This window comes from Amycolatopsis sp. WAC 01375 (genome assembly GCF_003947325.1).
Classification (GTDB): Bacteria; Actinomycetota; Actinomycetes; order Mycobacteriales; family Pseudonocardiaceae; genus Amycolatopsis.
Genome location: NZ_QHHW01000054.1, coordinates 412,503 through 438,579 on the forward strand (window position 1 = coordinate 412,503; position 26,077 = coordinate 438,579).

At 67.2% G+C, this 26,077-nt stretch carries 23 protein-coding genes; 14 read left to right on the forward strand and 9 right to left on the reverse strand.

The annotated features are described in order from the left end of the window. Positions 1-145 precede the first annotated feature (145 nt). From DL991_RS37010 to sdhC, 4 genes are read right to left on the reverse strand one after another with little or no spacing between them, the layout of a single operon-like run. A complete protein-coding gene (locus DL991_RS37010; RefSeq protein WP_125680091.1) occupies positions 146-916 on the reverse strand; it encodes a succinate dehydrogenase iron-sulfur subunit in 771 nt (256 codons plus the stop codon). Further along, positions 916-2,670: a succinate dehydrogenase flavoprotein subunit gene (gene sdhA, locus DL991_RS37015; RefSeq protein WP_125788949.1), complete on the reverse strand. Its 1,755-nt coding sequence runs from the start codon at positions 2,668-2,670 to the stop codon at positions 916-918. Before sdhA ends, DL991_RS37010 begins: the two co-directional genes overlap by 1 nt. A gap of 28 nt (positions 2,671-2,698) precedes the next feature. Beyond that, complete coding sequence (locus DL991_RS37020) at positions 2,699-3,118, reverse strand: succinate dehydrogenase hydrophobic membrane anchor subunit (protein ID WP_034304594.1); 420 nt, start codon at positions 3,116-3,118, stop codon at positions 2,699-2,701. 2 nt (positions 3,119-3,120) lie between these two features. Further along, positions 3,121-3,564 (reverse strand): succinate dehydrogenase, cytochrome b556 subunit, encoded by a 444-nt coding sequence (gene sdhC, locus DL991_RS37025; RefSeq protein ID WP_125788950.1) that lies wholly within the window; start codon positions 3,562-3,564, stop codon positions 3,121-3,123. 543 nt (positions 3,565-4,107) lie between these two features. On the opposite strand from sdhC, the gene DL991_RS37030 reads away from it, so the two are divergent. The 6 genes from DL991_RS37030 (at position 4,108) to DL991_RS37055 (ending at position 10,940) form a co-directional block, all read left to right on the forward strand. Beyond that, on the forward strand, positions 4,108-5,247 hold the full coding sequence (locus DL991_RS37030) for a BMP family protein (protein WP_125788951.1): 1,140 nt from the start codon (positions 4,108-4,110) through the stop codon (positions 5,245-5,247). 82 nt (positions 5,248-5,329) lie between these two features. Beyond that, positions 5,330-6,907, forward strand: a complete 1,578-nt coding sequence (locus DL991_RS37035; protein WP_125788952.1) for an ABC transporter ATP-binding protein — start codon at positions 5,330-5,332, stop codon at positions 6,905-6,907. Further along, positions 6,904-8,001: an ABC transporter permease gene (locus DL991_RS37040; protein WP_125788953.1), complete on the forward strand. Its 1,098-nt coding sequence runs from the start codon at positions 6,904-6,906 to the stop codon at positions 7,999-8,001. The genes DL991_RS37035 and DL991_RS37040 overlap by 4 nt, the downstream gene beginning before the upstream one ends. After that, positions 7,998-9,272, forward strand: coding sequence for an ABC transporter permease (locus DL991_RS37045; RefSeq protein WP_199746253.1), 1,275 nt, complete (start codon positions 7,998-8,000; stop codon positions 9,270-9,272). Before DL991_RS37040 ends, DL991_RS37045 begins: the two co-directional genes overlap by 4 nt. Position 9,273: 1 nt before the next feature. Further along, positions 9,274-9,663 (forward strand): cytidine deaminase, encoded by a 390-nt coding sequence (locus tag DL991_RS37050; protein WP_125788954.1) that lies wholly within the window; start codon positions 9,274-9,276, stop codon positions 9,661-9,663. Next, positions 9,660-10,940: a thymidine phosphorylase gene (locus tag DL991_RS37055; protein WP_125788955.1), complete on the forward strand. Its 1,281-nt coding sequence runs from the start codon at positions 9,660-9,662 to the stop codon at positions 10,938-10,940. The genes DL991_RS37050 and DL991_RS37055 overlap by 4 nt, the downstream gene beginning before the upstream one ends. Before the next feature lie 375 nt (positions 10,941-11,315). Here the strand turns inward: DL991_RS37055 and DL991_RS37060 are convergent, their stop codons facing one another. Then, positions 11,316-12,404 (reverse strand): PA containing protein, encoded by a 1,089-nt coding sequence (locus tag DL991_RS37060; protein WP_125788956.1) that lies wholly within the window; start codon positions 12,402-12,404, stop codon positions 11,316-11,318. Between the two features lie 210 nt (positions 12,405-12,614). Here DL991_RS37060 and DL991_RS37065 point away from each other — a divergent pair, with 210 nt between their 5' ends. Further along, complete coding sequence (locus DL991_RS37065) at positions 12,615-13,724, forward strand: adenosine deaminase (protein WP_125788957.1); 1,110 nt, start codon at positions 12,615-12,617, stop codon at positions 13,722-13,724. A gap of 56 nt (positions 13,725-13,780) precedes the next feature. Next, complete coding sequence (locus tag DL991_RS37070; protein ID WP_125788958.1) at positions 13,781-14,983, forward strand: MFS transporter; 1,203 nt, start codon at positions 13,781-13,783, stop codon at positions 14,981-14,983. A gap of 60 nt (positions 14,984-15,043) precedes the next feature. Here DL991_RS37070 and DL991_RS37075 read toward each other — a convergent pair whose 3' ends face one another. After that, entirely contained in the window at positions 15,044-16,291 is a 1,248-nt protein-coding gene (locus DL991_RS37075) for a primosomal protein (protein WP_125788959.1), read from the reverse strand. Positions 16,292-16,442: 151 nt separating this feature from the next. On the opposite strand from DL991_RS37075, the gene DL991_RS37080 reads away from it, so the two are divergent. Beyond that, on the forward strand, positions 16,443-18,947 hold the full coding sequence (locus DL991_RS37080; RefSeq protein ID WP_125788960.1) for an RNA helicase: 2,505 nt from the start codon (positions 16,443-16,445) through the stop codon (positions 18,945-18,947). Between the two features lie 96 nt (positions 18,948-19,043). On the opposite strand, the gene DL991_RS37085 is transcribed toward DL991_RS37080, so the two are convergent. Together DL991_RS37085 and DL991_RS37090 are read right to left on the reverse strand one after the other, a co-directional pair. Beyond that, complete coding sequence (locus DL991_RS37085) at positions 19,044-19,679, reverse strand: hypothetical protein (protein WP_125788961.1); 636 nt, start codon at positions 19,677-19,679, stop codon at positions 19,044-19,046. Positions 19,680-19,732: 53 nt separating this feature from the next. Next, positions 19,733-20,323 (reverse strand): NADPH-dependent F420 reductase, encoded by a 591-nt coding sequence (locus DL991_RS37090; RefSeq protein ID WP_125788962.1) that lies wholly within the window; start codon positions 20,321-20,323, stop codon positions 19,733-19,735. Positions 20,324-20,398: 75 nt separating this feature from the next. Between DL991_RS37090 and DL991_RS37095 the strand changes: the two genes are divergently transcribed. Next, positions 20,399-20,758: a helix-turn-helix domain-containing protein gene (locus DL991_RS37095; protein ID WP_125788963.1), complete on the forward strand. Its 360-nt coding sequence runs from the start codon at positions 20,399-20,401 to the stop codon at positions 20,756-20,758. 69 nt (positions 20,759-20,827) lie between these two features. Here the strand turns inward: DL991_RS37095 and DL991_RS37100 are convergent, their stop codons facing one another. Further along, complete coding sequence (locus DL991_RS37100; protein ID WP_125788964.1) at positions 20,828-21,808, reverse strand: sugar-binding transcriptional regulator; 981 nt, start codon at positions 21,806-21,808, stop codon at positions 20,828-20,830. A gap of 144 nt (positions 21,809-21,952) precedes the next feature. On the opposite strand from DL991_RS37100, the gene DL991_RS37105 reads away from it, so the two are divergent. Genes DL991_RS37105 through DL991_RS37120 form a run of 4 tightly spaced genes read left to right on the forward strand, consistent with a single transcriptional unit; the run spans position 21,953 to position 26,040 of the window. Then, positions 21,953-22,957 (forward strand): zinc-dependent alcohol dehydrogenase family protein, encoded by a 1,005-nt coding sequence (locus DL991_RS37105; RefSeq protein WP_125788965.1) that lies wholly within the window; start codon positions 21,953-21,955, stop codon positions 22,955-22,957. Continuing rightward, positions 22,950-24,290, forward strand: coding sequence for a sugar ABC transporter substrate-binding protein (locus tag DL991_RS37110; protein WP_125788966.1), 1,341 nt, complete (start codon positions 22,950-22,952; stop codon positions 24,288-24,290). The genes DL991_RS37105 and DL991_RS37110 overlap by 8 nt, the downstream gene beginning before the upstream one ends. Continuing rightward, positions 24,290-25,228: a carbohydrate ABC transporter permease gene (locus DL991_RS37115; RefSeq protein WP_125788967.1), complete on the forward strand. Its 939-nt coding sequence runs from the start codon at positions 24,290-24,292 to the stop codon at positions 25,226-25,228. Before DL991_RS37110 ends, DL991_RS37115 begins: the two co-directional genes overlap by 1 nt. Next, entirely contained in the window at positions 25,225-26,040 is an 816-nt protein-coding gene (locus DL991_RS37120; protein WP_125788968.1) for a carbohydrate ABC transporter permease, read from the forward strand. Before DL991_RS37115 ends, DL991_RS37120 begins: the two co-directional genes overlap by 4 nt. Positions 26,041-26,077 lie beyond the last annotated feature (37 nt).

Here is a 26,077-nt window from a genome sequence, read left to right on the forward strand (position 1 = left end):
GACCGCTTTCACCAGACGCACTTCACCAGCCTGTGGATAACCCAGGTCTTGTGGATAACTACCCCAGAAGTCCGTGAAGGCCTCCTTGAGGGACTCTGAGTCCCTCAAGGAGGCCTTCACGGACTTGCGCAGAAGCGAGGAAGCGTCAGACGCGCTTGAAGAGCAGAGCGCGCTTCACTTCCTGAATGGCCTTCGTGACCTGGATGCCGCGCGGGCAAGCGTCGGTGCAGTTGAACGTCGTCCGGCAGCGCCAGACACCCTCGGAGTCGTTCAGGATGTCGAGCCGTTCTTCGGCGCCTTCGTCACGCGAGTCGAAGATGAACCGGTGCGCGTTGACGATCGCGGCCGGGCCGAAGTACGAGCCGTCGTTCCAGTACACCGGGCACGAGGACGTGCAGCAGGCGCACAGGATGCACTTGGTCGTGTCGTCGAACCGGTCGCGGTCGGCCTGCGACTGGATCCGCTCGCGTGTGGGCTCGTTCCCGTACGCGATGAGGTACGGCTTCACAGCCTTGTACGCCTCGAAGAACGGGTCCATGTCGACGTAAAGGTCCTTGAGCGTGGTCAGACCCTTGATCGGCGCGATCGTGATGGTCGTCTTCTTGCCGTCCTGCGACAGCAGGTCCTTCATCAGGACCTTGCACGCCAGCCGGTTGATGCCGTTGATCTGCATCGCGTCGGAACCGCAGACGCCGTGCGCGCACGAGCGACGGAACGAGAACGTCCCGTCGATGTAGTCCTTCACGTAGAAGAGCAGGTTCAGCAGCCGGTCGGTGCGCTGCGCGGGGACGTCGTAGGACTCCCAGTGCGGCTCGGTGTCGACTTCGGGGTTGAACCGGAGGATCTTCAGTGTGACGGTGATCGGCGTGTGGTCGGAGGACACGGCCTCCGACTTCTCGGGGGTGGCCGTGGTCATCAGTACTTCCGCTCCATCGGTTCGTAGCGGGTGAAGGTCACCGGCTTGTAGTCCAGTCGGATGTCGGCGGACAGCTCAGAACCCTGCTTGTAGGCCATGGTGTGCCGCATGAAGTTCGTGTCGTCGCGGGTCGGGTAGTCCTCGCGCGCGTGCCCGCCGCGGGATTCCTTGCGCGCCAGGGCGCCGACGACCAGGACCTCGGCGAGTTCGAGCAGGAAGCCCAGCTCGACGGCTTCGAGGACATCGGTGTTGTACCGCTTCCCCTTGTCCGACACGGTGATCCGCCCGTACCGCTCCTTCAGCGCCTGCACGTCGGTCAGCGCCTGCTTGAGCGTGTCCTCAGTGCGGTACACGGAGGCGTGCGAGTCCATCGTCCGCTGCAGCTCGGTGCGGATGTCGGCGACGCGCTCGTCACCGTGCTCCGAGAGCAGGCCCGAGAGCTGCTCTTCCACGACGGTGGTCGGGTTCTCCGGCAGCTCGACGAAGTCGTGCGCCAGCGCGTACTCGGCGGCGGCGATGCCGGCACGACGGCCGAAGACGTTGATGTCCAGCAGCGAGTTGGTGCCCAGCCGGTTCGAGCCGTGCACGGACACGCACGCGACCTCACCCGCGGCGTACAGGCCGGGGATGACGTTCTCGTTGTCCCGCAACGCCTCGCCGTGGATGTTGGTCGGGATGCCGCCCATCACGTAGTGGCAGGTCGGGAACACCGGCACCGGTTCGGTGACCGGGTCGACACCCAGGTACGTCCGCGAGAACTCCATGATGTCCGGGAGTTTCGCGTTCAGCGTCTCTTCCGGGATGTGCGTGACGTCGAGGACGACGTAGTCCTTGTTCGGCCCGCAGCCGCGGCCCTGCAGCACTTCCTGCACCATCGACCGGGCGACGATGTCACGCGGCGCGAGGTCCTTGATGGTGGGGGCGTAGCGCTCCATGAACCGCTCGCCGTCGGCGTTGCGGAGGATGCCGCCCTCACCGCGCACAGCCTCGGAGATGAGGATGCCGAGCCCGGCGAGACCTGTCGGGTGGAACTGGAAGAACTCCATGTCCTCCAGCGGCAGGCCCTTGCGGAAGATGATGCCGAGGCCGTCACCGGTGAGGGTGTGCGCGTTCGACGTCGTCTTGAAGATCTTGCCCGCGCCGCCGGTGGCGAACACGATCGACTTCGCCTGGAAGACGTGCAGTTCGCCGGTCGCCAGCTCGTAGGCGACGACGCCGGAAGCGGCCGGGTTGCCGTTCTCGTCCGGGGTCAGCACCAGGTCGAGCACGTAGAACTCGTTGAAGAACTCGGTGCCGTGCTTGACGCAGTTCTGGTACAGCGTCTGCAGGATCATGTGCCCGGTGCGGTCCGCGGCGTAGCAGGCGCGGCGCACCGCGGCCTTGCCGTGGTCACGGGTGTGCCCGCCGAAGCGGCGCTGGTCGATCTTGCCCTCGGGCGTCCGGTTGAACGGCAGGCCCATCTTCTCGAGGTCGAGGACCGCGTCGATGGCTTCCTTCGCCATGATCTCGGCGGCGTCCTGGTCGACCAGGTAGTCGCCACCCTTGATCGTGTCGAAGGTGTGCCACTCCCAGTTGTCCTCTTCGACGTTCGCCAGCGCGGCGCACATGCCGCCCTGGGCGGCGCCGGTGTGCGAACGCGTCGGGTAGAGCTTGGTGAGGACCGCGGTGCGGGCACGCTGGCCGGATTCGATGGCCGCGCGCATCCCGGCGCCACCGGCGCCGACGATCACCACGTCGTACTTGTGGAACTGCATGAGGACTCCGCTTACCTGTGGTGGGGCGTCAGTTGGCCGAGATGCCGGGATCGAAGGTGAAGATCACCATCGTGCCGACGGCGAGGATCAGCACCATCGAGACGTAGAGCACGATCTTCAGCCAGAACCGGGTGCTGTCCTTGCGGGCGTAGTCGTCGATGATCGTGCGCAGCCCGTTGCCGCCGTGGATCTCGGCGAGCCACAGCATCGACAGGTCCCAGAACTGCCAGAACGGCGAGGCCCAGCGGCCGGCGACGAAACCCCAGTTGATGCGGTGCACGCCGCCGTCGAGGATGTTCATGATGAACAGGTGGCCGAGCACCAGCACGATCAGGGCGAGGCCCGAGATGCGCATGAACAGCCAGCTGTAGAGCTCGAAGTTGCTGCGGCGGGCAGCGGGGCGCTTCGGCGAACGCGGCTTGTCGAGTGCGAGAACTTCGGTCGCCATGGTCAGTGCCCCCCGAACATAACTTCGATGGTGCGCTTCAACATGAAGTAGGCACCGGGAATCATCACCACGACCCAGATGGCCAGGATCGTCCAGAGCATCGGCTTCTGGAACTTCGGTCCCTTCTCCCAGAAGTCGACCAGCATGACCCGGATGCCGTTGAGCGCGTGGAACAGCACCGCGCCGACGAGGCCGACCTCGAGCAGGTTGACTATCGGGGTCTTGTAGGTCTCGATGACCTCGTTGTACGTGTCGGGCGACACACGCACGAGCGCGGTGTCGAGCACGTGTACGAAGAGGAAGAAGAAGGTGGCTACGCCGGTGATGCGATGCAGCACCCAGGACCACATGCCGGGGTCGCCCCGGTAGAAGGTCCCCTGTCGGCGTGAGGCACCCGCCCGATCGCTCGCGGCCGCCTCGGTGGCGGTGCTAGCCGTGGTGGACATCGGTGAACGGCCTCCAACGTCATGGCTTGGGCCCGCTGACCGCTGGTTTCCGCGCCTGCCGCCGGGACGTCCACCTGGGGACGGCTCCGGCGACGGTGCCGAGATCATGGTCATCGAGCGTGGATGAAAAGGATGCTAGACCCGCACCTCACGGTGGGCTCACCTCCGGGTTCCTCTGTGTGATGGACCAGACATCGAGGCCGCTGCCCGATCGGGTGACGCGGGCCGGTAACTCACCGGTTCGTCCACTGTGGACGGGAGGGGGCGTCGCGGGGCGCTCTGAACGGTGCGTGACGATCTTGGGTCCTTCTCGCGGCCTGGGGGCCGGGTGCTGCCTGCGATTACTCCGTTGTGATCACCGTGCGTACTCCGTTCGTCGCGCGTACGACTCATGAGTAAACGTTTGTGTTACGTAGCGTGCCTTTCCTATGGCGGCTAAGCAGCCGTTAGGTACCGTCTCTCGGTCGAACCCGGCACTGTCGCCGGGTCGTTTCTTCGGACCATCCGCTGGATCAGCGGGGAGGGAGACACACGTTGCGTCGCATGCGTGGAACCGCGCTGGCCGCCGCCGCCATGGCCGGTGCTCTGGTACTGGCCGGATGCGCGAAGGATTCAGGTGCGGGGAACAACAACAACGCGGGCTCTGGGGATCAGTCCGCCAGCTGCGTGACGGCGCCGAAGCCGCCCGCCGCGGCGGCCGCCTCGACCAGCACCAGCCAATCCGGTGAGAAGGTCGACGGCAGCAAGCTCAAGGTCGCGCTGGCCTTCGACGTCGGCGGTCGTGGCGACGCGTCCTTCAACGACTCCGCCGCCGCCGGTACCGACAAGGCGAAGGCCGAGCTCGGCGTCACCACGGTCACCGAGAGCACCGCCGCCGCGACTGAGGACGAGGCCGCTAAGTCGCAGCGTCTCGACCAGCTCGCTACGCAGGGCTTCAGCCCGATCATCGCGGTCGGCTTCGCCTACGCCAAGGCCGTCGGCGCCATCGCGCCGAAGTACCCGAACACCCAGTTCGCGATCGTCGACGACGACTCCGTCAAGGCGCCGAACGTCACGTCGCTCGTCTTCGCCGAGGAGCAGGGTTCGTTCCTGGCCGGTGTCGCCGCCGCCTACAAGTCGAAGAAGTGTCACGTCGGCTTCGTCGGTGGTGTGAACACGCCGCTGATCCAGAAGTTCGAGGCCGGCTTCCTCCAGGGCGTGAAGGCCGCTTCGAGCAAGGCCAAGATCGAGGACGAGTACCTCACCCCGGCCGGTGACTTCTCCGGGTTCCAGGACCCGGCGAAGGGCAACGTGAAGGCCGCCGCGCAGATCGCCAAGGGCGCGGACGTGATCTACCACGCCGCCGGAGCCTCCGGTAAGGGCGTGTTCGAGGCCGCGAAGTCCAACAACGCCATGGCCATCGGCGTCGACTCCGACCAGTACAACCAGAAGACGGTCGAGGCGTCGAAGGACGTGATCATCACCTCGATGCTCAAGCGCGTCGACGTGGCGGTGTTCGACTACCTGCGCGCGCTGGCGAAGGGCGACCTGACGACACTGCCGAAGCGCTTCGACCTCAAGGTCGACGGCATCGGCTACGCCACCTCCGGTGGCAAGGTCGACGACATCAAGGACGTCCTCGACGGCTACAAGGCGCAGATCGTCTCCGGGGCGATCACCGTCTCGGACAAGCCGCAGAAGTAAGCTCCACCAGGCAGCGGGGCTCGGGAGGGTAACCCCTTCCGAGCCCTCACCTGTTTAACTCCCAGAACTGGATGGCTTTTCCATGAGCGCTCCCCAGGCCGAGGTCACCGACGCCCCCGACCGGGGTGAACCGGCCGTGCAGCTGACCGGGATCACGAAGCGGTTCCCCGGTGTCGTTGCCAACTCCGACGTCAACCTCACCGTCACCAAGGGCGAGGTGCACGCTGTCTGCGGCGAGAACGGCGCGGGCAAATCGACCCTGATGAAGATCCTCTACGGCATGCAACAGCCGGACGAGGGCGACATCGCGATCAACGGCGAACCGGTGAAACTGCGCAACCCGCAGGACGCCATCAAGACCGGGATCGGGATGGTCCACCAGCACTTCATGCTGGCCGACAACCTCACCGTCGGGGAGAACGTCTTCCTCGGCGCGGAGAACCTGCACGGCATCGGCCGCGCGGCGAGGGCGAAGCTGGCGGAACTCGCCGAACGCGTCGGCCTGCGCGCCCGCCCGGACGCGCTGCTGGAAGAGCTCGGCGTCGCCGACCGCCAGCGCGTGGAGATCGTCAAGGTCCTCTACCGCGGGGCGCGGATCATCATCCTCGACGAGCCCACCGCGGTGCTCGTGCCGCAGGAGGTCGACGCGCTGTTCGAGACCGTCCGCGCCATGCAGAAGGACGGATTCACCTTCATCTTCATCTCGCACAAGCTCGACGAGGTGCGCGCGATCGCCGACACGGTCACCGTGATCCGGCGTGGCACCACCGTCGGCACGGCGGATCCGAAGACGATCACGTCGCGGCAGCTGGCCGAGATGATGGTCGGTTCGGAGCTCCCCAGCCCGGAGACCCGCGAGTCCACTGTGACCGATCGGCCTGTCCTCCGCCTGGACGACGTGTGCCTGAGCGTCGAGGGTTCCGAGCGCAACGTGCTCGACCACATCTCCTTCACCGTGCACGCGGGTGAGGTGCTCGGGATCGCCGGTGTCGAGGGCAACGGCCAGACCGAACTCGTCGAGACGATCATGGGCATGCGCAAGGGCGGCGGCCGGATCGAACTGACCGAGGTCGACGGACGGGTCGTCGAACTGCACAAACTGGGGACGCTCGCCCGTCGCGAGGCCGGGATCGGCTACATCGCCGAAGACCGCACGCGGCACAGCCTCCTGCTCACGCAACCCTTGTGGGTCAACCGGATCCTCGGCTACCAGACCCGCGAGCCGGTCGCGAAAGGACAGTTGCTCGACATCGTCGGCGCGCGTGAGGACACCCGCCGCATCGTCGCGCAATACGACGTCCGCACGCCGGGCATCGACGTCCCCGCAGCCGCGCTTTCCGGTGGCAACCAGCAGAAGCTGATCGTCGGGCGCGAGCTTTCCGGCGATCCGGTGTTGCTGATCGCGTCGCATCCGACGCGTGGCGTCGACGTCGGCGCGCAGGCGCTGATCTGGGAGCAGATCCGCCAGGCCCGTGCGGCCGGGCTGGCCGTGCTGCTGGTTTCGGCCGACCTCGACGAACTGATCGGGCTTTCCGACACCATTCAGGTCATGCTGCGCGGACGACTGGTCGGCGAGGCCGACCCCGCGACCGTGACCCCGCAGGAACTGGGCTCCGCGATGACGGGTGCCTCCGAAGACTCCGAAGAAGGTGCATCGTGAGTTCCTGGCGTACGAGGCTGCTTCCGCCTCTGCTCGCGATCGTTTTCGCGGTCATCCTGACGGCCATCGCGCTGATCATCTCGGGCGCGGACCCGCTCCAGGCCTACGGCACGATGGTCGGCCAGCTCTTCAAGGGCTCGACGGCCGTCGACACGGTGAACCTCGCGACGGTCTACTACCTGTCCGGGCTCGCGGTGGCCATCGGCTTCCAGATGAACCTCTTCAACATCGGTGTCGAGGGCCAGTACCGGTTCGCCGCCATCGTCACCGCCATCATCGGCGGGGCGCTGCAGCTGCCGCCGGTGATCCACGTGCTGGCGATCCTGGTCGTCGCGGTGGCCAGCGGCATGCTGTACGCGGCCATCCCGGCCGTGCTGAAGGTGACCCGAGGCGTTTCCGAGGTCATCTCGACGATCATGCTGAACGCGATCGTCGGCGGCATCGTGGCGTTCCTGGTCAACGCGGACCAGTTCGGCGTGCAGACCGGCAACAACATCGCCACCCGCGAGATCGCCGAGACGGGCCGGATCCCGGGTATCCCGATCCTTTCGGGTGAGCTGTTCGGTTTCGTGTTCATCGCGGCGCTGATCGGCGGGGCCTACTGGTTCATGCTCAACCGGACCCGGTTCGGCTTCGAGCTCAAGGCCTCCGGCGAATCGACGACGGCGGCTGCCGCCGGCGGGGTGAACGCCAAGAAGATGACGCTGATCGCGATGCTGCTTTCCGGTGGCGTCGCCGGCCTGGTCGCGATGCCCGAACTGCTCGGCCGCGACTTCAGCTACGGCATCACTTCGACCCAGATGTACGGCTTCACCGGTATCGCGGTCGCTCTGCTCGGCCGCAACCACCCGGCGGGCATCGCGCTGGGCGCCCTGCTGTGGGCGTTCCTCGACCGGTCCGCGGTGTCGCTCGAACAGATCAACGTGTCCAAAGAGATCGCCACGATCATGCAGGGCGTGATCGTGCTGTCGGTCGTCATCGCGTACGAGATCGTGCGCCGCGCGGACCTGGCCGCCGAACAGCGTCGCGTCGGTCGCGCGCTGGCAGGCAACGGCCGCAAGGGATCGAGCGTTTCCGAGGGAGGTGCGGTGTGACCACCGCGGACGTTCTGTCGCCCAACACGGGCGGGACCACCATGCCGGTGAAGCCGCCGAAGCGCCGCATTCCCGGCTGGCTCAAGGGTGCGATCTGGGGGTTGCTGGCCGTCGGTGTGCTCGCGATCGCGTCGTACGCCACCGGCGTCAACACGCTGACCTCGACCAACACCGCGCACACCGCGCTGAGGCTGGCGCTGCCGATCCTGCTCTGCGCACTCGGCGGCCTCTGGGCCGAACGCGCCGGCGTGATCAACATCGGCCTCGAAGGCATGATGATCCTCGGCACCTGGGGTGCCGCCTGGGGCGCGTTCTACGGCGGCGTCTGGGCCGGATTGCTGGCGGCAGTGGTGTTCGGCGCGCTCGGCGGGTTGCTGCACGCCGTCGCGACGGTGACCTTCAACGTCAACCACATCGTCTCCGGTGTGGCGATCAACCTGCTCGGTCTCGGAGTCGCGAAGTACCTGGCGAACCTGGTGTTCACCCCGCTTTCGGGGAACCCGCGTCAGTCGCCGCCGGTCCCGAAGTTCGACACCTATTCGGCGACGTTCCTCTCGGACTGGCTTTCGGATCTGGAGAAGATGCAGCGCGTCTTCGTCTCCGACCTCGCCGGCATCCTCAACGGCCTGGTCACCGAGGTCGCGCCGCTGACGATGATCGCGATCGCGCTGGTCCCGATCAGCTACCTCGTGCTGTGGCGGACGCGGTTCGGCCTGCGGCTGCGGTCCTGTGGTGAGAACCCGGTCGCGGCCGAGTCCCTCGGCGTGAAGGTCTACCTGCACAAGTACATCGCCATGATCATCTCCGGCGGGCTCGCCGGAATGGGTGGCGCGTCGCTCGTGCTGCTCGCCGGCGGTGCGGACTACCTGGAGAACCAGACCAACAACCGCGGGTACATCGGCCTCGCGGCGATGATCTTCGGCAACTGGCGGCCGGGCGGCCTGCTCGGCGGCGCGGCGCTGTTCGGTTACGCGGACGGCCTCCAGCTCGCCGGTGGCGGCACCGCGGTGCTCGCGCTGCTGTACGGCGCGGTGATCCTGCTTGCCGTGATCGTGGCGGTGCAGTTGTTCCGCCGTCAGTGGATCGCTTCCGCGCTCGGTGTCGTCGGCGCCGTCGCGCTGTACGCGATCTACTGGACCAACGACGACCTGCCCAGCGACCTCATCCCGTACACCGCGCACTTCGTGACGCTGATCGTGCTGGCGGTGGCTTCGCAGCGGCTGCGGCCGCCCAAGGCGATCGGCGCCACCTATCGGCGAGGTGAGGACTGACATGGCGGAGTACGACTGGGAAGCCTTGCGGGCGCAAGCCGTCGAGGCTGCGAAGTCGGCGTACGCGCCGTACTCGGGCCTGCACGTCGGCGTCGCGGGAGTGGTGGACGACGGCCGGATCGTCGTCGGCTGCAACGTCGAAAACGCTTCGTACGGCTTGGGAATGTGCGCGGAATGCACGATGGCGGGGCAACTGCGGCTGACCGGCGGCGGCAAACTGGTCGCCGTCGCCTGCCGCAGTGGCGCCGGTGATCTCCTGATGCCGTGCGGGCGCTGCCGTCAGATCCTGTTCGAGCACGGTGGTGCGGAGTGCCTGGTGGACACTCCCAGCGGCATCCTGCCGATGTCCGCGGTGCTGCCGGACGCGTTCGGGCCGGACGACCTGCCATGAGCGCGTTCGCCGCTGTCGACGTCATCCGCGCGAAGCGGGACGGCGGACGGCTCACCGACGAGCAGATCGACTGGACGATCGACGCGTACACACGCGGCGACATCGCCGAGGAGCAGATGGCCGCGCTCGCGATGGCCATCTTCCTGCGGGGCATGGATTCCGGCGAGATCGCGCGCTGGACCGGCGCGATGATCTCGTCGGGGGAGCGGCTCGACCTGAAGGTCAGCCGCCCGACCATCGACAAGCATTCGACGGGCGGGGTCGGCGACAAGATCACGCTTCCGCTGGCGCCGCTCGTCGCGGCCTGCGGGGCGGCCGTGCCGCAGCTGTCCGGACGCGGGCTCGGGCACACCGGCGGGACACTCGACAAACTGGAGTCGATCCCCGGTTGGCGTGCCGCTTTGTCGACATCGGAGATCATCCGGCAGCTCGACGAGGTCGGCGCGGTGGTCTGCGCGGCCACCTCCGGGCTGGCTCCGGCCGACAAGAAGCTGTACGCGCTGCGGGACGTGACCTCGACGGTGGAGTCGATCCCGCTGATCGCGAGCTCGATCATGAGCAAGAAGATCGCGGAAGGTTCGGCCGGGCTCGTCCTCGACGTGAAGACCGGCTCGGGCGCGTTCATGAAGACGCTTCCGCAGGCTCGTGAACTCGCGCGGACCCTGGTGGAGATCGGGACCGCGCACGGCGTCGCGACGACTGTGCTGATCACGGACATGAACGTGCCGTTGGGATACGCCGTCGGCAACGCGATCGAGGTCGCGGAGTCGGTCGAGGTGCTGCGCGGCGGCGGCCCGGCCGACGTCGTCGAGCTGACCGTGGCTTTGGCCAGGGAGATGCTGGCGCTGGCGGGATTGTCCGATGTGGACCCGGCGGCGGTGCTCGCGTCGGGGAAGGCCTACGAGACGTGGTGCCGGATGATCGCCGCGCAGGGCGGGGACCCGGACGCTCCTTTGCCGCGACCTGAGCACGTCCACGTCGTCTCGGCGCCCGCCGATGGGGTTTTGTCGCGTTTGGACGCTTATTCGGTCGGAGTCGCCGCTTGGCGGCTCGGGGCCGGGCGGGCGCGCAAGGAGGATCCGGTGCAGGCCGCGGCCGGCGTGCTGTGCCTGGCGAAGCCGGGCGACGAGGTTTCGGCCGGGCAGCCGCTGCTGGAGCTGCACACCGATACGCCGGACGCTGTTCCTTCGGCTCTCGCTGCGCTCGCTGACGCCTACGCCGTCTCCTCGGAGGCCCCGGCCTCCGCTCCGCTCGTCCTGGAGACCGTGCGGCCCTGACCCACGCAATTCGTCATCTGGTTGCGGTAGTTGCACGCGCAACTAGCGCAACCAGGTGCCGAATTGCGGAGGGTCTTGCCGGGAGCGAGCGCCCCCAATGTGGCATTGGGGACGCTCGGTGTCCCCAATGCCACATTGGGGGCACCGACGTCGGCCGTCCAAGTGGGGCACCGGCGGACGCGTGGCCTCGTCGCGGTTGGCTCTGCCGCAACCAGATGACGAATTGCGGAGAGGGCCCGGCGGATCGCGATCAGGGGCTAAACGCAGGTCGGTGCCCGAGCACGAAGAGACCAGAGAAGCGTGAAGGCCCCCTTCCCTCGGCTGGTCATTCGGACCTGGGCCGAGGGAAGGGGGCCTTCACGCGCTACAAGCGGATCAGTCGGTGGTCTCGTCGGTGCCGTCGGCCTTGGCCTTGGCGTCGGCCGCCTTGGGCGCGCGGCCGTTGCGCGAGCTGCGGCGCGGCTGACGCGGGGCGGGCGGCGGCGGGGAGATCTGCTGCACGGCCGGGCCACCGCCGAGCATCAGCTCCGCGAAGGTCGCCATGGCCTCGTCCAGCTGGCCGCCGATGCGGCGTACGGACTCGTCGTTGCTCTTGCGCACCAGCGTGTCGACCGAGTCGGTGTCCGGCTGCTTCTGCAGCGTGCTCTCGACCTTCGACAGGCCGGAGCGGATCGAGCCGTCGAGGTCGCCGAGGCGGCCGGTGAAGCCGTCCTCGACCTTGTCGAGGCGCTCGGCCAGGTGGTCGAGGCGCGAGGTGACCTTTTCGAGGCGGTCGCCGAGGCCGTCGAGGCGGTCCGAAGCGTCGATCATCTCGCCGGTCTCGGTCAGCGCGGTCTTCAGCGCCTCGGTGTTCGCGGTGAGGCTTTCCTTGGTCGCCTTGTCGAGGTTCTCGACGCGGGTGCGCAGTTCGCGGTCGACGGTGTCGACGCGGTCCCGCAGGGTCGACTCGGCCTGCTCGACGCGCTCGCGCACCGGGCCGATCACCGACTGCGGCAGCGCGTCGGTCTTCACGTCCTGCTTGTCGAGGTGCGCGCCGAGTTCGTCGAGACGGCGGTGGATGTTCTGGAGCTTGTCCTCGAGCCCGTCCATCCGGCCCCCGACGCCTTCGAGGCGCGCGGCCATGCCGTCGAGGCGGCCGTCGAGCTGAGCGAACGGCTTCGCCAGCTTGTCGACGATGCTCTCGACGGCGCGGGTCAGCGCGGCGATCGCGGTGTCCTGCGCTTCGAGCCGCGACATGGTCTCGTCGAGACGTTCGGCGAGCACGCTCGTCTCGGTGCGGTCGGGCATCTCCGAGAGCCGCTTGCGCACCGCGCCGAGCGAGTCGACCGGGGCCAGACGTGCGTAGATGTCGTCGAGCGCGTCGAAGATCTGCTGCTGTTCGCTCTCACGCACTTCGGCCGCGCGCACCAGCATGTTGCGCATCCGGTCGAAGGACGGGGCTGCAATGTGGTTGTCAGTGGTCACTGCGGTGTCCTTCGTGGGCGGGGAAATGGGAGGGACGTGACGGCAAGCTTATCCATTGCGAAATTGCTCTGCGTATGGCCCCCGGGTATCGGACAATGTCGAGCTCTGACCCTGATGGCCGATTCAGCTCGTGATCGACAAAGCCTAGGGTTAACCAGAGCGTACGAGTTACCACCATGTAGGGGAATGACAGGCTGGTTACCGTTACGTATGTCCTCTGAAAGCAGCAGACCAAGCATCCCGGAGGCGGTACTGGCCCGCGCTCCGAAGGTTCTCCTCCACGACCACCTGGACGGCGGATTGCGTCCCGCCACGGTCGCCGAACTGGCCGAGCAGACCGGGTACACGGCCCTGCCGACCAGCGATCCCGCCGAACTCGGCCGATGGTTCCGCGACGCCGCCGATTCCGGCTCCCTCGTCTCGTACCTTGAGACGTTCGCGCATACCTGCGGTGTCATGCAGACCGAGGAAGCGCTGGTCAGAGTGGCCGCCGAGGCGGTGGAAGACCTCGCGGCCGACGGGGTCGTCTACTCCGAGGTGCGGTATGCCCCCGAACTCTTCGTCGAACGCGGGCTGTCACTCGATGCGGTGGTCGAGGCCATTCAGGCCGGATTCGCCGAAGGTGAACGGAGAGTGGCGGACGGCGGCGGCCGGATCCGCGTCGGGACGTTGCTCTGCGCGATGCGCCAGCACGCCAGGGCGCTCGAGATCGCCGGTCTCGCCGTCCGCTACCGCGACGCCGGCGTGGTCGGGTTCGACATCGCCGGACCGGAAGACGGATTTCCGCCTACCAGAAATCTCGACGCATTCGAGTTTCTGCGGACGAATAATGCGCATTTCACCATTCATGCCGGAGAGGCGTTCGGGCTGCCGTCCATTTGGGAGGCGATTCAGCATTGCGGTGCCGAGCGGCTCGGCCACGGGGTCCGCATCGTCGAGGACATCAAGACCGACAGTGACGGCACGGTCCATTTGGGACGGTTGGCCGCCTACGTCCGCGACCGCCGGATCCCGCTGGAGATCTGCCCCACGTCCAATGTCCAGACGGGAGCGGCGCGCTCGATCGGCGAACATCCCTTCGGCCTGCTCGCCAGGCTGCGGTTCCGGGTCACCGTCAACACCGACAACCGGCTGATGAGCGGCTGCTCGATGACCAGCGAATTCGCGGCACTGAGCGACGCGTTCGGCTACGGGGTGGCCGATCTCGAGTGGTTCACGATCAATGCGATGAAATCCGCCTTCCTCGATTTCGACCAGCGGCTCGACATCATCAACACGGTCATCAAGCCGGGCTACGCGTCCTTGCGTTCGTTAGCATAGACAACTATCGTTCACTATGTAGGAGAACCTTCTCGGATAGTGAAACGGTGGTCGTGATGACGCAGGTCGTGGACGTGGGGGTCGGCGGAAAACGACGCTGGCTCATCCTCGCGCTCGGCCTCGCCGCGCAGACCGCGAGCTGTTCGTTCCTCTACGGGCTCCCGTTCCTGGTGCCGACCATGCAACGTGCGGAGGGATTGACGCTCGCCGAAGCGGGAACCGTGGTCGCGGCGCCGAGTCTTGGCCTGCTGTTCACCTTGATCTTGTGGGGTGCGGCCGCGGACCGTTACGGAGAGCGTTTGGTAATGGCCCTCGGACTCGGCGTCTCGGGGTTACTCCTCGTGTACGCGGCCGTCGGCGACCACTCGCTCGGGATCCTCTTTGGGGTGTTCCTGCTCGCCGGTGCGAGCACCGCGTCAGTGAACGCCGCGAGCGGCCGGGCCGTCCTCGGCTGGTTCGGTCCGGCCGAACGGGGCCTCGCGATGGGCATCCGCCAGATGGCCCAGCCGCTCGGGGTGGGCGTCGCCGCCTTCGGTCTCCCGCCGCTCGCGGATCGCTGGGGATTCCAGGTCTCGCTCCTGCTGCCCGCGCTGACCGCGATCGCCGTCGCGCTCCTCGTCGCCTGGCTGCTGGTGGATCCGCCGCGTCCGAAGGTCGAAGCGGGCAAGCGGGAGAAGCCGCCGTCGCCGTACCGGAAGCCGGCGTTGTGGCGGGTTCACGGCGCGAGCGCGTTGCTCGTCGTCCCGCAGTTCACGGTTTCCGCCTTCACCCCCGTGTATCTGGTGACCATGCACGGCTGGACGGCCGCGTCCGCGGGCTGGTTCGTCGGCGCCGTCCAGATCCTCGGCGCGCTGGGCAGGATCGCGTCGGGTTACTGGTCCGACCGCGCCGGCAGCAGGCTGCGGCCGATGCGGCAGCTGGCGATCGCGAGTGCCGGGGTGATGCTGCTGGTCGCGCTCGGGGACGCGACGTGGCCGTGGCTGGTGCTGCTCGCGCTCGTGCTGGCCGCGGTGATCACCGTGTCGGACAACGGGCTCGGGTTCACCGCGTCGGCGGAGATGGCCGGGCTCGCGTGGGCAGGGCGGGCGATGGGCACGCAGAACACCGGACAGAACATCGCCGCGGCACTCACGCCGCCGCTGCTGGGTCTCGTGATCGGTGACAGCCGATACGCCCTGGCGTTCTGCGTGGCCGCGGTCTTCCCGGTACTGGCCATCGCCCTGGTGCCCGTCAAGCACGAGAGCCCCCAAGCGCTATGAAAGGCCCCTTCATTGCAAAATTTGCAATGAAGGGGCCTTTCATAGCGTCCCGTGGAAGGATCAGACGACCGTGAGGCGGTTCTCGAAGGTCTCGACGAGCTTGCGCCACTCGGACTGCTCTGCGTCGAACGGAGCGCTCGGTTCGAGCCGCGAGGGGTCCGGCCGCAGCACGAACGACACCAGCCAGCCGAGGCTTTCGTTGGACGCCAGCGCGGTCTCGACGCTGTCGTCCTCGGCCCATTCGGCGGCGTCGGTGATCAGCTCGACGGCCAGCTCCAGCTGGGTCGGGTCGATCGCCTCGGGGCCATCGGCGATGTCGTCGGCGATCCCGTTCAACACGTAGGTGTTCTCGGTGTCGACGTCGATTTCGAGCTCGCCCGCGGTGGCCTTCGTGGCCACCTCGTCCCAAGTGGACACTTGGGAGAGGTCGTTGTCCGCCAGGTCCTTGCCGTCCGCGATCGCGCGGATGAGGGCCTTCTCGGAGGTGAAGACGTCGATCTCGCCTTCGCTGCCGAGGAAGATCGGCTTGTCGTCGAGGTAGCAGCGCAGTGTGTAGTACTCGGCGCCGGAGGTGATGATCTTGATCGGGTCGATGCCGACCTCGCCCCAGAAACCGACGGGCTCGTCGTCTTCCTCGTCCTCGTCCTCGTCGTCATCGTCCACGAGGTCCTCGTCGGCGGCGGCCGCTTCGGCTTCGGCGGACTCCGCGAGGAAGGTCGCGAGCTCCTCCGCCGTCTGCTCCAGCACCTTCTCGTCGACGTCGGGAGCGGTCACCAGGCCGTCGATCGCGTCGAGGACGGTGTCCCACTTCTCGGAGACCGCCTGCGACAGGTCCGCCCAGAGACGCTCGCCGTCGCGGCCGGAGAAGGGCAGTGTGCCCTGATCCAGCAGCGAGAAGCTCTCGTGCGCGTCGAGGACTTCGTGGACCTCGTCGAGCTCGCACACGTCCGCGAGCGAACGCACGATGCCGATGATCTCGGCCAGCTCGCCGAGCGTCCACTGGTCCGGCTTCTCGGCGACCAGCTCGGGGACGCCCACCAGGTCGTAGGTGTGGTCGTCGTCCGGGATCAGCTCGGGCACGTTCAGCGCGGGCACGACCTCCCACGCCGGGTGGTCGAGCAGGTCGTGCTGCTCGGATGTCCGAACGAAGGCCGCGAGATGCGCCGCGTCCGGGAAGGCGTACAGGTCTTCCTCGTCGCCGAGGAAGGCTTCCCACTCCTCGCCGTCTTCCCGCCAGCGCGGCGCCCAGAGGGTGACGACGTCACCCTGAGGCAGGCCGAGTTCGATCGGGATGATGTCCTGTGCCATTCCTAAGCCCTCTCGGATTACCGCCTGTGTGCGCGACCGGGTGATGCTTGCCCGATAGGTGCGCGGTAACGCGAAGCCTACGGGTTTCCGGCGGAGGGCGCGATCACCCCTGGGCAAGAAGCGACCAACGGATGGCACGATAGGTCCTCTGATGACACTTACAGACCTCCTGCCTGCGCGTCCCGACCCCGACTCGCTGTTCGAAGCCTTCTCCACCTGGACGGCCGAGCGCGGGCTCGAGCTGTACCCGGCACAGGAAGAGGCCATCATCGAAGTGGTCTCCGGGGCGAACCTGATCCTGTCGACGCCGACGGGCTCGGGAAAGAGCCTGGTCGCCGTCGGGGCGCACTTCACCGCGCTCGCGCATGGCCGCCGCAGCTACTACACGGCCCCGATCAAGGCGCTCGTCTCGGAGAAGTTCTTCCAGCTCATCGAGATCTTCGGCGCCGAGAACGTCGGCATGATGACCGGCGACTCGGCGGTGAACGCCGACGCGCCGATCATCTGCTGCACGGCGGAAATCCTGGCGAACATGGCGTTGCGGTTCGGCGCCGACGCGCCGGTCGGGCAGGTCATCGCGGACGAGTTCCACTTCTATTCGGAGCCGGATCGCGGCTGGGCCTGGCAGGTGCCGCTGCTGGAGCTGCCGAACGCCCAGTTCGTGCTGATGTCGGCGACGCTGGGCGACGTCTCGTTCTTCGAGAAGGACCTCATCCGCCGGACGGGCCGTCCGACCGCGGTGGTCACCTCGGTGGAGCGGCCGGTGCCGCTGACCTTCCGCTACGCGCTGACGCCGTTGCACGAGACGATGTCCGAGCTGCTCCACGGCGGTCAGTCCCCGGTGTACGTCGTGCACTTCTCGCAGGCGGCGGCGATCGAACGCGCGCAGACGCTGATGAGCATCAACGTCACCTCGAAGGCGGAGAAGGAGGCCATCGCCGAGATGCTCGGCGGCTTCCGGTTCTCGGCGGGGTTCGGGAAGACGCTGTCGCGGCTGGTCCGGCACGGTATCGGCGTGCACCACGCCGGCATGCTGCCGAAGTACCGGCGCCTGGTCGAGCAGCTCGCGCAAGCCGGGCTGCTGAAGGTGATCTGCGGGACCGACACCCTCGGCGTCGGCATCAACGTACCTATCCGCACAGTGGTCTTCTCGGCGCTGACGAAGTACGACGGCGTGCGGCAGCGGCATCTCAAGGCGCGTGAGTTCCACCAGATCGCCGGCCGCGCCGGCCGCGCCGGGTACGACACCGACGGCTACGTCGTCGTACAGGCACCGGACCACGTCGTCGAAAACGCCAAGGCGCTGGAGAAGGCGGGCGACGATCCCAAGAAGAAAAAGAAGATCGTCCGCAAGAAGGCGCCAGAAGGGTTCGTCAACTGGACGGAGAGCACCTTCGACCGGCTGATCGCGGCCGAGCCGGAACCGCTGACATCTAGTTTCCAGGTCAGCCACTCGATGTTGCTGAACGTCGTCTCCCGGCCGGGCAACGCGTTCGACTCGATGCGGCATCTGCTGGAGGACAACCATTCCGACCGTCCCGCCCAGCGGAAACTGATCCTGCGCGCGATCGCGATCTACCGCGCGCTGCTCGCGGCGGGCGTCGTGGAACGGCTCGACGAGCCCGACGAGCAGGGCCGCATCGTGCGGCTCACCGTGGACCTGCAGTTCGACTTCGCGCTGAACCAGCCGCTTTCGCCGTTCGCGCTGGCCGCGATCGAGCTCCTCGACGTCGAGTCGCCGTCCTATCCGCTCGACGTCGTGTCCATTGTGGAATCCACTGTGGATAATCCGCGGCCGGTGTTGTCGCAGCAGCAGTTCAAGGCGCGCGGCGAGGCCGTCCAGGCGATGAAGGCCGAGGGCATCGAATACGACGAGCGGATGGAACTGCTCGAGAACGTCACGTACCCGAAGCCGCTCGAAGAACTGCTGGAGGCGGCGTATTCCCGCTACCGGCAAGGGCATCCGTGGGTCGAGGACTACGAGCTCAAGCCGAAGTCCGTCGTGCGCGACATGTACGAGCGCGCGATGAACTTCGTGGAGTACATCGGTTTCTACCAGCTCGCCCGTTCGGAAGGGCTGGTGCTGCGGTACCTCACCGACACCTACGACTCGCTGCGGCACACGGTCCCCGACGAGGCCAAGACCGAGGGGTTGCAGGACCTCATCGAATGGCTGGGCGAACTGGTGCGCCAGGTCGACTCCAGCCTCCTGGACGAGTGGGAAGCCTTGCGGCACCCCGAAGAGGAGGGTCCCGTTTCGGTGCGGCCGCCATCCGAGCCGCCCGCGGTCACGCGGAACGAGCGAGCCTTCCGTGTCCTGGTGAGGAACGAGCTCTTCCGCCGGGTGGAGCTGGCGTCGCGGCGGGCCTACGGGACGCTCGGCGATCTGGACGCCGCTTCGGGCTGGGACGCCGACGCGTGGGAAGACGCCATCGAGGACTATTTCGACGAGCACGAAACCCTTGGTATCGGGCCGGACGCGCGCGGGCCCAAGCTGCTGATCATCGAGCAGGAGACGGAGATCTGGCGGGTGCGGCAGATCTTCGACGATCCGGCGGGCGACCACGACTGGGGCATCAGCGCCGAGGTCGACCTGGCGGCTTCGGACGAGGCGGGCTCGGCGGTCATCCGGATCACGGCGGTGGACCAGCTCTGATTTTCGGCCGCTTACCCGTGCTAGGAAAGGACCGTTCCTTGCAAAATTTGCAAGGAACGGTCCTTTCCTAGCACGCGCGTGCGTGAAACGAGGCTTTCACGGACTCGGGACAGCGAGCAGTCGCCGGCGCCGCACCAGCTGGACGAACAGCACGATCAGCGACAGCGCGGGCAACGGATAGCCGAGCATCAAGCCCACCGTGATGTCGGTGAGCGGCGCGAGGACCGCGGCGACGAACACCCACGTCGGCGCGGTCGGCAGCTTCCCGCCGGAGCGGACCTTGCCCCACGGTTTCGCCACCGAAAGCCACGCCTGGAACGCGAGCGCGCTCGCCATCAGCGCGGTCCCGGCCACGAGCGCCACCGGTGCCGGCCCACCGGCCCGCGCCGCCACCACGGAATCCTGCAAAGCGCCGGACAGCAGGAAGATCCCGGCATAGAGCTGGACGAGCGTGATCGCGAACTTCGCCAGCACCCACCAATGCCGGGTGAAACCCCAGGCCGTCGCCGCGGCGAGCATGAAGCCGGTGAAGGCCGACGCGTTGGCGAGCGGCGCCAGCAGGAACGAGTCGATCTCGTGCGCCATGGACGTCGCGGCGACGCGGATCGCGCCGTCCTCGCTCGTGCGGCTGATCGTCAGGAGGGTGAACAGCGCCAAGGCCTGCCCCATCCAGCCCACCGACGTGATGACGTGCAGCCACACGGTCAGCTGCCGCCACGTCTTCGTCCCCATGTCGCACAGGCTCGCCCGCCTGCCCGGCCGGCACATCGGGGACGACCCTGAAATCACACCGGAAGGGGCGGGAAGCAGGCCTGGGCGTCGTGGCCGTCGAACCAGAGCCCGACCATGAACGCCATCGTCGCCTCCATGAGCGCCGCCCGGTCGAGGCCGCCCGCGACCAGGGGAGTGCACCCGAGGTCGCGGACCAGTTCGCTCACTTCGCCGACCTTGTCGCCGCAGATCGGCACCGCCAGCGGACGGCCGCCGAACACCGGCGGAGTCATCCGCCAGACGTCCACGTGGCACAGGTTGAACGCCTTGACCACGTGCGCGTCCGGTGCGGCTGCGGCGATCCGGGCGGCCTGGTCGGGGACCGTGAGCGAGGCGCCCGGGCCGACGGCGTTGGTGCAGTCGATCAAGACCTTCCCGGCGAGATCTCCGGCGACGGCAAGGATTTCCGTCACCGACGCGGCGGGAACGGCGAGCAGGATCACGTCACTGGCGCGGGCTGTCTCCTCCCAGGTTCCCACTCGCGGGGAGATCCTGGCGGCCTTGGCCCGGTCGCGGGCGGCGACCATCACCTCGTGCCCGGCCCTGGCCCACTGGCCGCCGAGCGCCTCCGCCATCCCGCCCGCGCCGAAGATACCGATACGCATGTGCCGCTCCCTAAGATCGAGTTACCCCATGACCGTAGTAAGCCGTGCAGGTACCGATTGGTTACCGGAGGTCCGATGAACGACGTCTTCCTCGCCGATTGCCGTGCCAGGCTGGCCTTCGACCTGATGGCGAACACGTGGAACCCGGTCGTGTTGTGGGCCCTGCGCGACGGGCCGCTGCGGCCGGCCGAACTGCGGCGACGGCTCGGCGGGATCAGTACGAAGGTGCTCACGGAGACCGTCCGGCGGCTGGAGTTCAACGGCCTGGTCGGCAGGCGCGACTGCGGCCGGACGGCGAAGGTCGAGTACTCGCTGACGGACCTCGGAGCCACGCTGCTCGCACCCATCGAAGCCTTCGGGGAGTGGGCGTTCAGGCACGGCGACGACGTGATGGCGGCTCAGGATCGGGCGACCCGGTCACGCGATCTCGCGTGATTGCAGACGGATCTCGCGTGATTGAAGGCGTAACTCGCGTGTTTGGAGGCGTAACTCGCGTGGGTGCGGCTAGGTGGGCGGGCGGGCATCGGCCAGCTTGAGGAGGGGGATGGCCGCGGCGGCGTCGGTGATCAGCGTCGAGACCATGCCGGAGCGCAGGACGGCGTCGATCGCTTCGGCTTTCGGTTCCGTGTAACCCAACGCGATCACTTCGGGGACGGCGAGCAGTTCCTCGGCGCTGATGGCGAGCACGTGGTGGGCCAGTCCGGTGGACATCGGGGTGCCGTCGGCGTCGAACAGCCGCGCCGAGACTTCTGCTTTGGCACCGCGTTTCGCTATGGCGCTGCGCTCGGCTTCGTCGAGAGCGTCGTAGACGGTCGATTCCTCGGGCTTCCACGCGCCGATGCTGACGACGGCCTTGGTCAGGTTTTTGAACTGCCCGAACGTCTCCGCGATCCCGGGCTGCCTGCGCAGCGTCTCGGTGGTGCGGCGGTCGGGGAGGACGAGCGGGCCGAAGATCGGGTACGCCTGCCCGCCGGAGACGGAGGCGACGCGGCTGACCGTCTCCACCGATCGGTCCCGCATGTCCATGCCCGCCTGCACCCCGCACAGTTGCACGACCGGGCACTTCGGCAGCGACTGGATCGCGTCGGTCATCGCGTTCACGGAACGTGCCCAGGAGAGGCCGAGAACGTCGCCGGGAGTGACGATTTCGGCCAGGAGCTGAGCCGTGAGAGTGCCGATCTTCCGTCGGGCCACTTCGCGGGACTCCGGCTCCGGCGCTCGTTCGAGCACTAGGACGCGGTCCAGCCGGTACGCGGAACGGATCTCTTCGGACAGCACGAGGTCGACCGGCGCGGGCAGGTGGAATTCGACCTTGACGATGCCGCTTTCCCTGGCTGTGTCGAGCATTCGCGCGACCTTGAACCGGCTGATGCCGAACTCGTCGGCGATCTCGAGCTTCGAGGCTCCCTGGTCGTAGAACCGCCGGGCCACCGCGGCCAGGCGCAGAGACTCCACTAGGCCCAGAGTCTGCTTCTTCGCGCTCATATGAGCATGATAACGCGAAATCTGCACGAAAGGTTGACGTAACACCAGGGAAAAGTTCACCATGCGGGGACATCAACAGCCCTGACATGCAGTTCGAAGCATAAGCCCGTCCCGCTCATTTGAGCGGAGAGAAGAGGAGCTGGCATGCGTGCCGCGATCGTGGACAAGCCCGGGGAGATCAGGGTCGGTGAGGTACCCGATCCCAAACCGGGGGATCGCCAGGTCGTCGTCAAGGTGGGTGCCTGCGGGATCTGCGGGACCGACCTCCACATCGCCGACGGGCACTTCCCGCCGACGCCGTATCCGATCGTCCCCGGCCACGAGTTCGCAGGCGAGATCGTCGAACTCGGCGCCGACGTGCCGGGTGGCTGGAAGATCGGCGACCGGGTGGCCGTCGACCCGTCGCTGTTCTGCGGTTACTGCAAGCCTTGCCGGTCCGGCCGCGGCAACCTCTGCGAGAACTGGAACGCGACCGGCGACACCGTGAACGGCGCCTTCGCCGAGTACGTCGCCGTTCCTTCCGCGAACTGCTACCGCATGCCGGACACGATGACCTGGGAACAGGGCGCCCTCGTCGAGCCGGTCTCCTGTGCCGTGCACGGTGTGCGCCGGATCGGCGTCGAGGCGGGGGAGCGGTTCCTCGTCGTCGGCGCGGGCACGATGGGGCTGATCATGCAGCAGTTGCTGCAGCGCGCGGGCGCCCACGTCACGGTGGTCGACCGCAACACCTCACGGCTCGGCCGTGCCATGGACCTCGGCGCGGCCGCGGTCGCCGGTGACGTGAAGGATCTCGACGACGAGAAGTTCGACGCCGCCGCGGATTGCACCGGCGCCGCGCCCGCCATCGAAGCCGCTTTCGACTCGCTTCAACGCGGAGGTCGGTTGCTGGTCTTCGGGGTCGCGCCCGCCGAAGCGCGCGTCGCGCTTTCGCCGTTCCGGATCTACAACGACGAGATCACTGTCGTCGGCTCGATGGCCGTCATGAACAGCTTCGGTGCCGCGCTCGACCTGGTCGCCGACGGCGCCGTCGACACCGCCGCGCTGCTCACCGACACCTTGCCGCTGGAGCAGTACCCCGACGCGCTCGCCCTCATGCGCAGCGGCGCCGGCCTGAAGGTGCAGGTCATACCGGGAGGCGAAAGTGCGTAAAGCAGCCGCTCTGCTCGCGGTTCTCCTGCTCACCCTCACCGGTTGCGCCGGTGCGGGCGCGCTCGGGACCGGCGACCGGACGCTCGTCGTCGCGATCGTCGCGAACCCGCAGATGAAGGACGCCATCGAGCTTTCCGGCGAGTTCGAGAAGGCGAACCCCGGCGTCACCCTCAAATTCGTGTCCCTGCCGGAAAACCAGGCACGCGCGAAGATCACCGCGTCGACGGCCACCGAGGGCGGCGAATTCGACGTCGTCATGATCAGCAACTACGAGGCGCCGCAGTGGGCCGCGAACGGCTGGCTGGAGAACCTCGAACCGCATATCGCGGCGAACCCCTCCTACGACGCGGACGACTTCATCCCGAGCATCAAAGAGTCCTTGTCTCACAACGGATCGCTCTACGCGGTGCCGTTCTACGGCGAGTCGTCCTTCCTGGCCTACCGGAAGGATCTGTTCGAGCAGGCCGGGCTCACCATGCCCCCCAAGCCGACATGGACGCAGATCGCCGAGTTCGCCGCGAAGCTCGACGACAAGGCCAAGGGCGTCGCCGGGATCTGCCTGCGCGGCAAGCCCGGCTGGGGCGAGAGCCTCGCGCCGTTCACCACGGTCGCCAACACCTTCGGCGCGCAGTGGTTCGACAAGGACTGGAACGCCAAGCTGACCAGCCCCGAATTCAAGGCCGCCGCCGACTTCTACGTGAACCTCGTGCGGAACCACGGCGAGGTCGGCGCGTCGAGCGCGGGCTTCTCCGAATGCGGCACGCGGTACACCCAAGGCCAGGCCGCCATGTGGTACGACGCCACGGTCATGGCGGGCACGAACGAGGACCCGTCGGCGAGCAAGGTCGTCGGGAAATCCGGCTACGCCCCGGCTCCGGTGGAAAAGACGCAAGCGAGCGGCTGGCTCTACACCTGGGCGCTGGCGATCCCGAAGGTGGCGAAAGACAAGGATGCCGCCTTCAAGTTCATGTCCTGGATGACCGACAAGGCCTACGTGCAGCGGGTCGCCCAGGAATACGGCGACTGGAACCGCGTCCCGCCGGGCGTGCGCAAGTCGACCTACGACATCCCCCAGTATCGCGAGGCAGCCAAGGCCTACGCGCAGCCGACACTGGACGGCATCGCGGATGCCGACCAGCGGAAGGCGATGGCGAATCCGGTGCCCTACCCCGGGATCCAGTTCGTCGGTATCCCCGAGTTCCAGGACCTCGGTACCCGCGTGAGCCAGCAGCTTTCGGCGGCGATCGCGGGCCAGATCACCGTGGACGAAGCACTCAAGCAGTCGCAGGAGTACGCGCAGACCGTCGGCAAGTCGTATCAGGAGGCGCAGTGATGTCCACGATCTCCGCTCCTGCCCGCCCCGAGCCCGCCCACGCCAAGAAGGCGACGGCTCCGAAGCGTGGCACCGATACGCCGTTCAAACGACGGCTGCCGTTGTTGCCCGCCTTGCTGTTCGTCGTCGCGGTGACGCAGTTGCCGTTCGTGCTGACGGTGTTCTACTCGTTCCAGTCGTGGAACCTGGTGCGGCCGGGCTCGCGGCATTTCGTCGGGCTGCAGAACTACATCGACGTCTTCGCCGATTCGACGTTCCTCGGGGCACTGCTGAACACCGTGGTGCTGACGGTCGTGTGCGTGTTCTTCTCGCTGCTGCTCGGCCTGGGGCTGGCGATCCTGCTGGACCGCAAGTTCCTCGGCCGCGGCGTGGTCCGGACCCTGCTGATCACGCCGTTCCTGATCCTGCCCGCGGCGGGTGCGCTGCTGTGGAAGACGACGATGTTCGACCCGACCTACGGGTTGCTGCACTTCGTCTTCGGCACCGACGTCGACTGGCTTTCGGAGTTCCCGCTGGCCGCGGTGATGGCCCAGGTCGTCTGGCAGTGGACGCCGTTCATGATGCTGCTGATCCTGGCCGGGTTGCAGAGCCAGCCGAAGGACGTGCTGGAGGCCGCGTCGGTCGACGGTGCCGGCCGCTGGCGGACGTTCACCGCCATCACGCTGCCGCATCTGAGCCGGTTCCTGCAGCTGGCGACGCTGCTGGGCGCGATCTACATCGTGAACAGCTTCGACGCGATCTTCCTGATGACACAAGGAGGACCGGGGACGGCCAGCACGAACCTGCCGTTCTACATCTATCAGCGGGCGTTCCAAGGCTTCGACATCGGGCAGTCGTCCGCGATGGGCGTCATCGTCGTGATCCTGACGATGATCGTCGCGACCTTCGCGCTGCGGCTGATGTTCCGCACGTTCTCGGTACAGGGAGGCGCGAAATGAAAAGCCGCTTCGGTCCGGGCGCGCTGACGGTCGCGACCTGGGTGATCGCGATCCTGTTCGTGTTCCCGTTGTTGTGGATGATCCTCACGGCCTTCAAACAGGAGGCCGACGCCTACACCGATCCGCCGCGACTGTTCTTCACCCCGACGCTCGACCAGTTCGCCGGCGTACTCGAACGCGGTTTCCTGCCGTACCTGTCGAATTCGGCGTTCGTGACCGTCGTTTCGACGCTTTTCGTGCTGCTGCTGGGGATCCCGGCGGCGTACGCGCTGTCGCTGGCGCCGGTGAAGGGGACGAGCAACGCGCTCGGCTTCTTCCTGTCGACGAAGATGCTGCCGATCGTGGCGGCGATCATCCCGCTGTACGTGATCTCGCAGAACACCCAGCTGCTGGACAACGTGTGGGCGCTGATCATCCTGTACACCTCGATGAACCTGCCGCTGGCCATCTGGATGATGCGGTCGTTCTTCCTGGAGGTGCCGCACGAGATGATCGAGGCGGCCCGGATCGACGGCGCGACGCTGCCGATCCTGCTCCGGAAGGTGATCATGCCGGTGGTCGCGCCCGGGGTGGCCGCGACCGCCCTGATCTGCGTGATCTTCTCGTGGACCGAGTTCTTCTACTCGGTCAACCTCACCGCCGCGCGGGCCGGGACGGTGCCGGTGTTCCTCGTCGGGTTCATCACCAGCGAGGGCCTGTACTGGGCGCAGCTGTCCGCGGCCGCGCTGCTCGCGTCACTGCCGGTGATGATCGTCGGCTGGATCGCACAGAATCACCTGGTGCGGGGGCTGTCGATGGGCGCGGTCAAGTAGGGCTTCGGTCCAGGTGGTCGTGAGTGGCGTTTCGGGT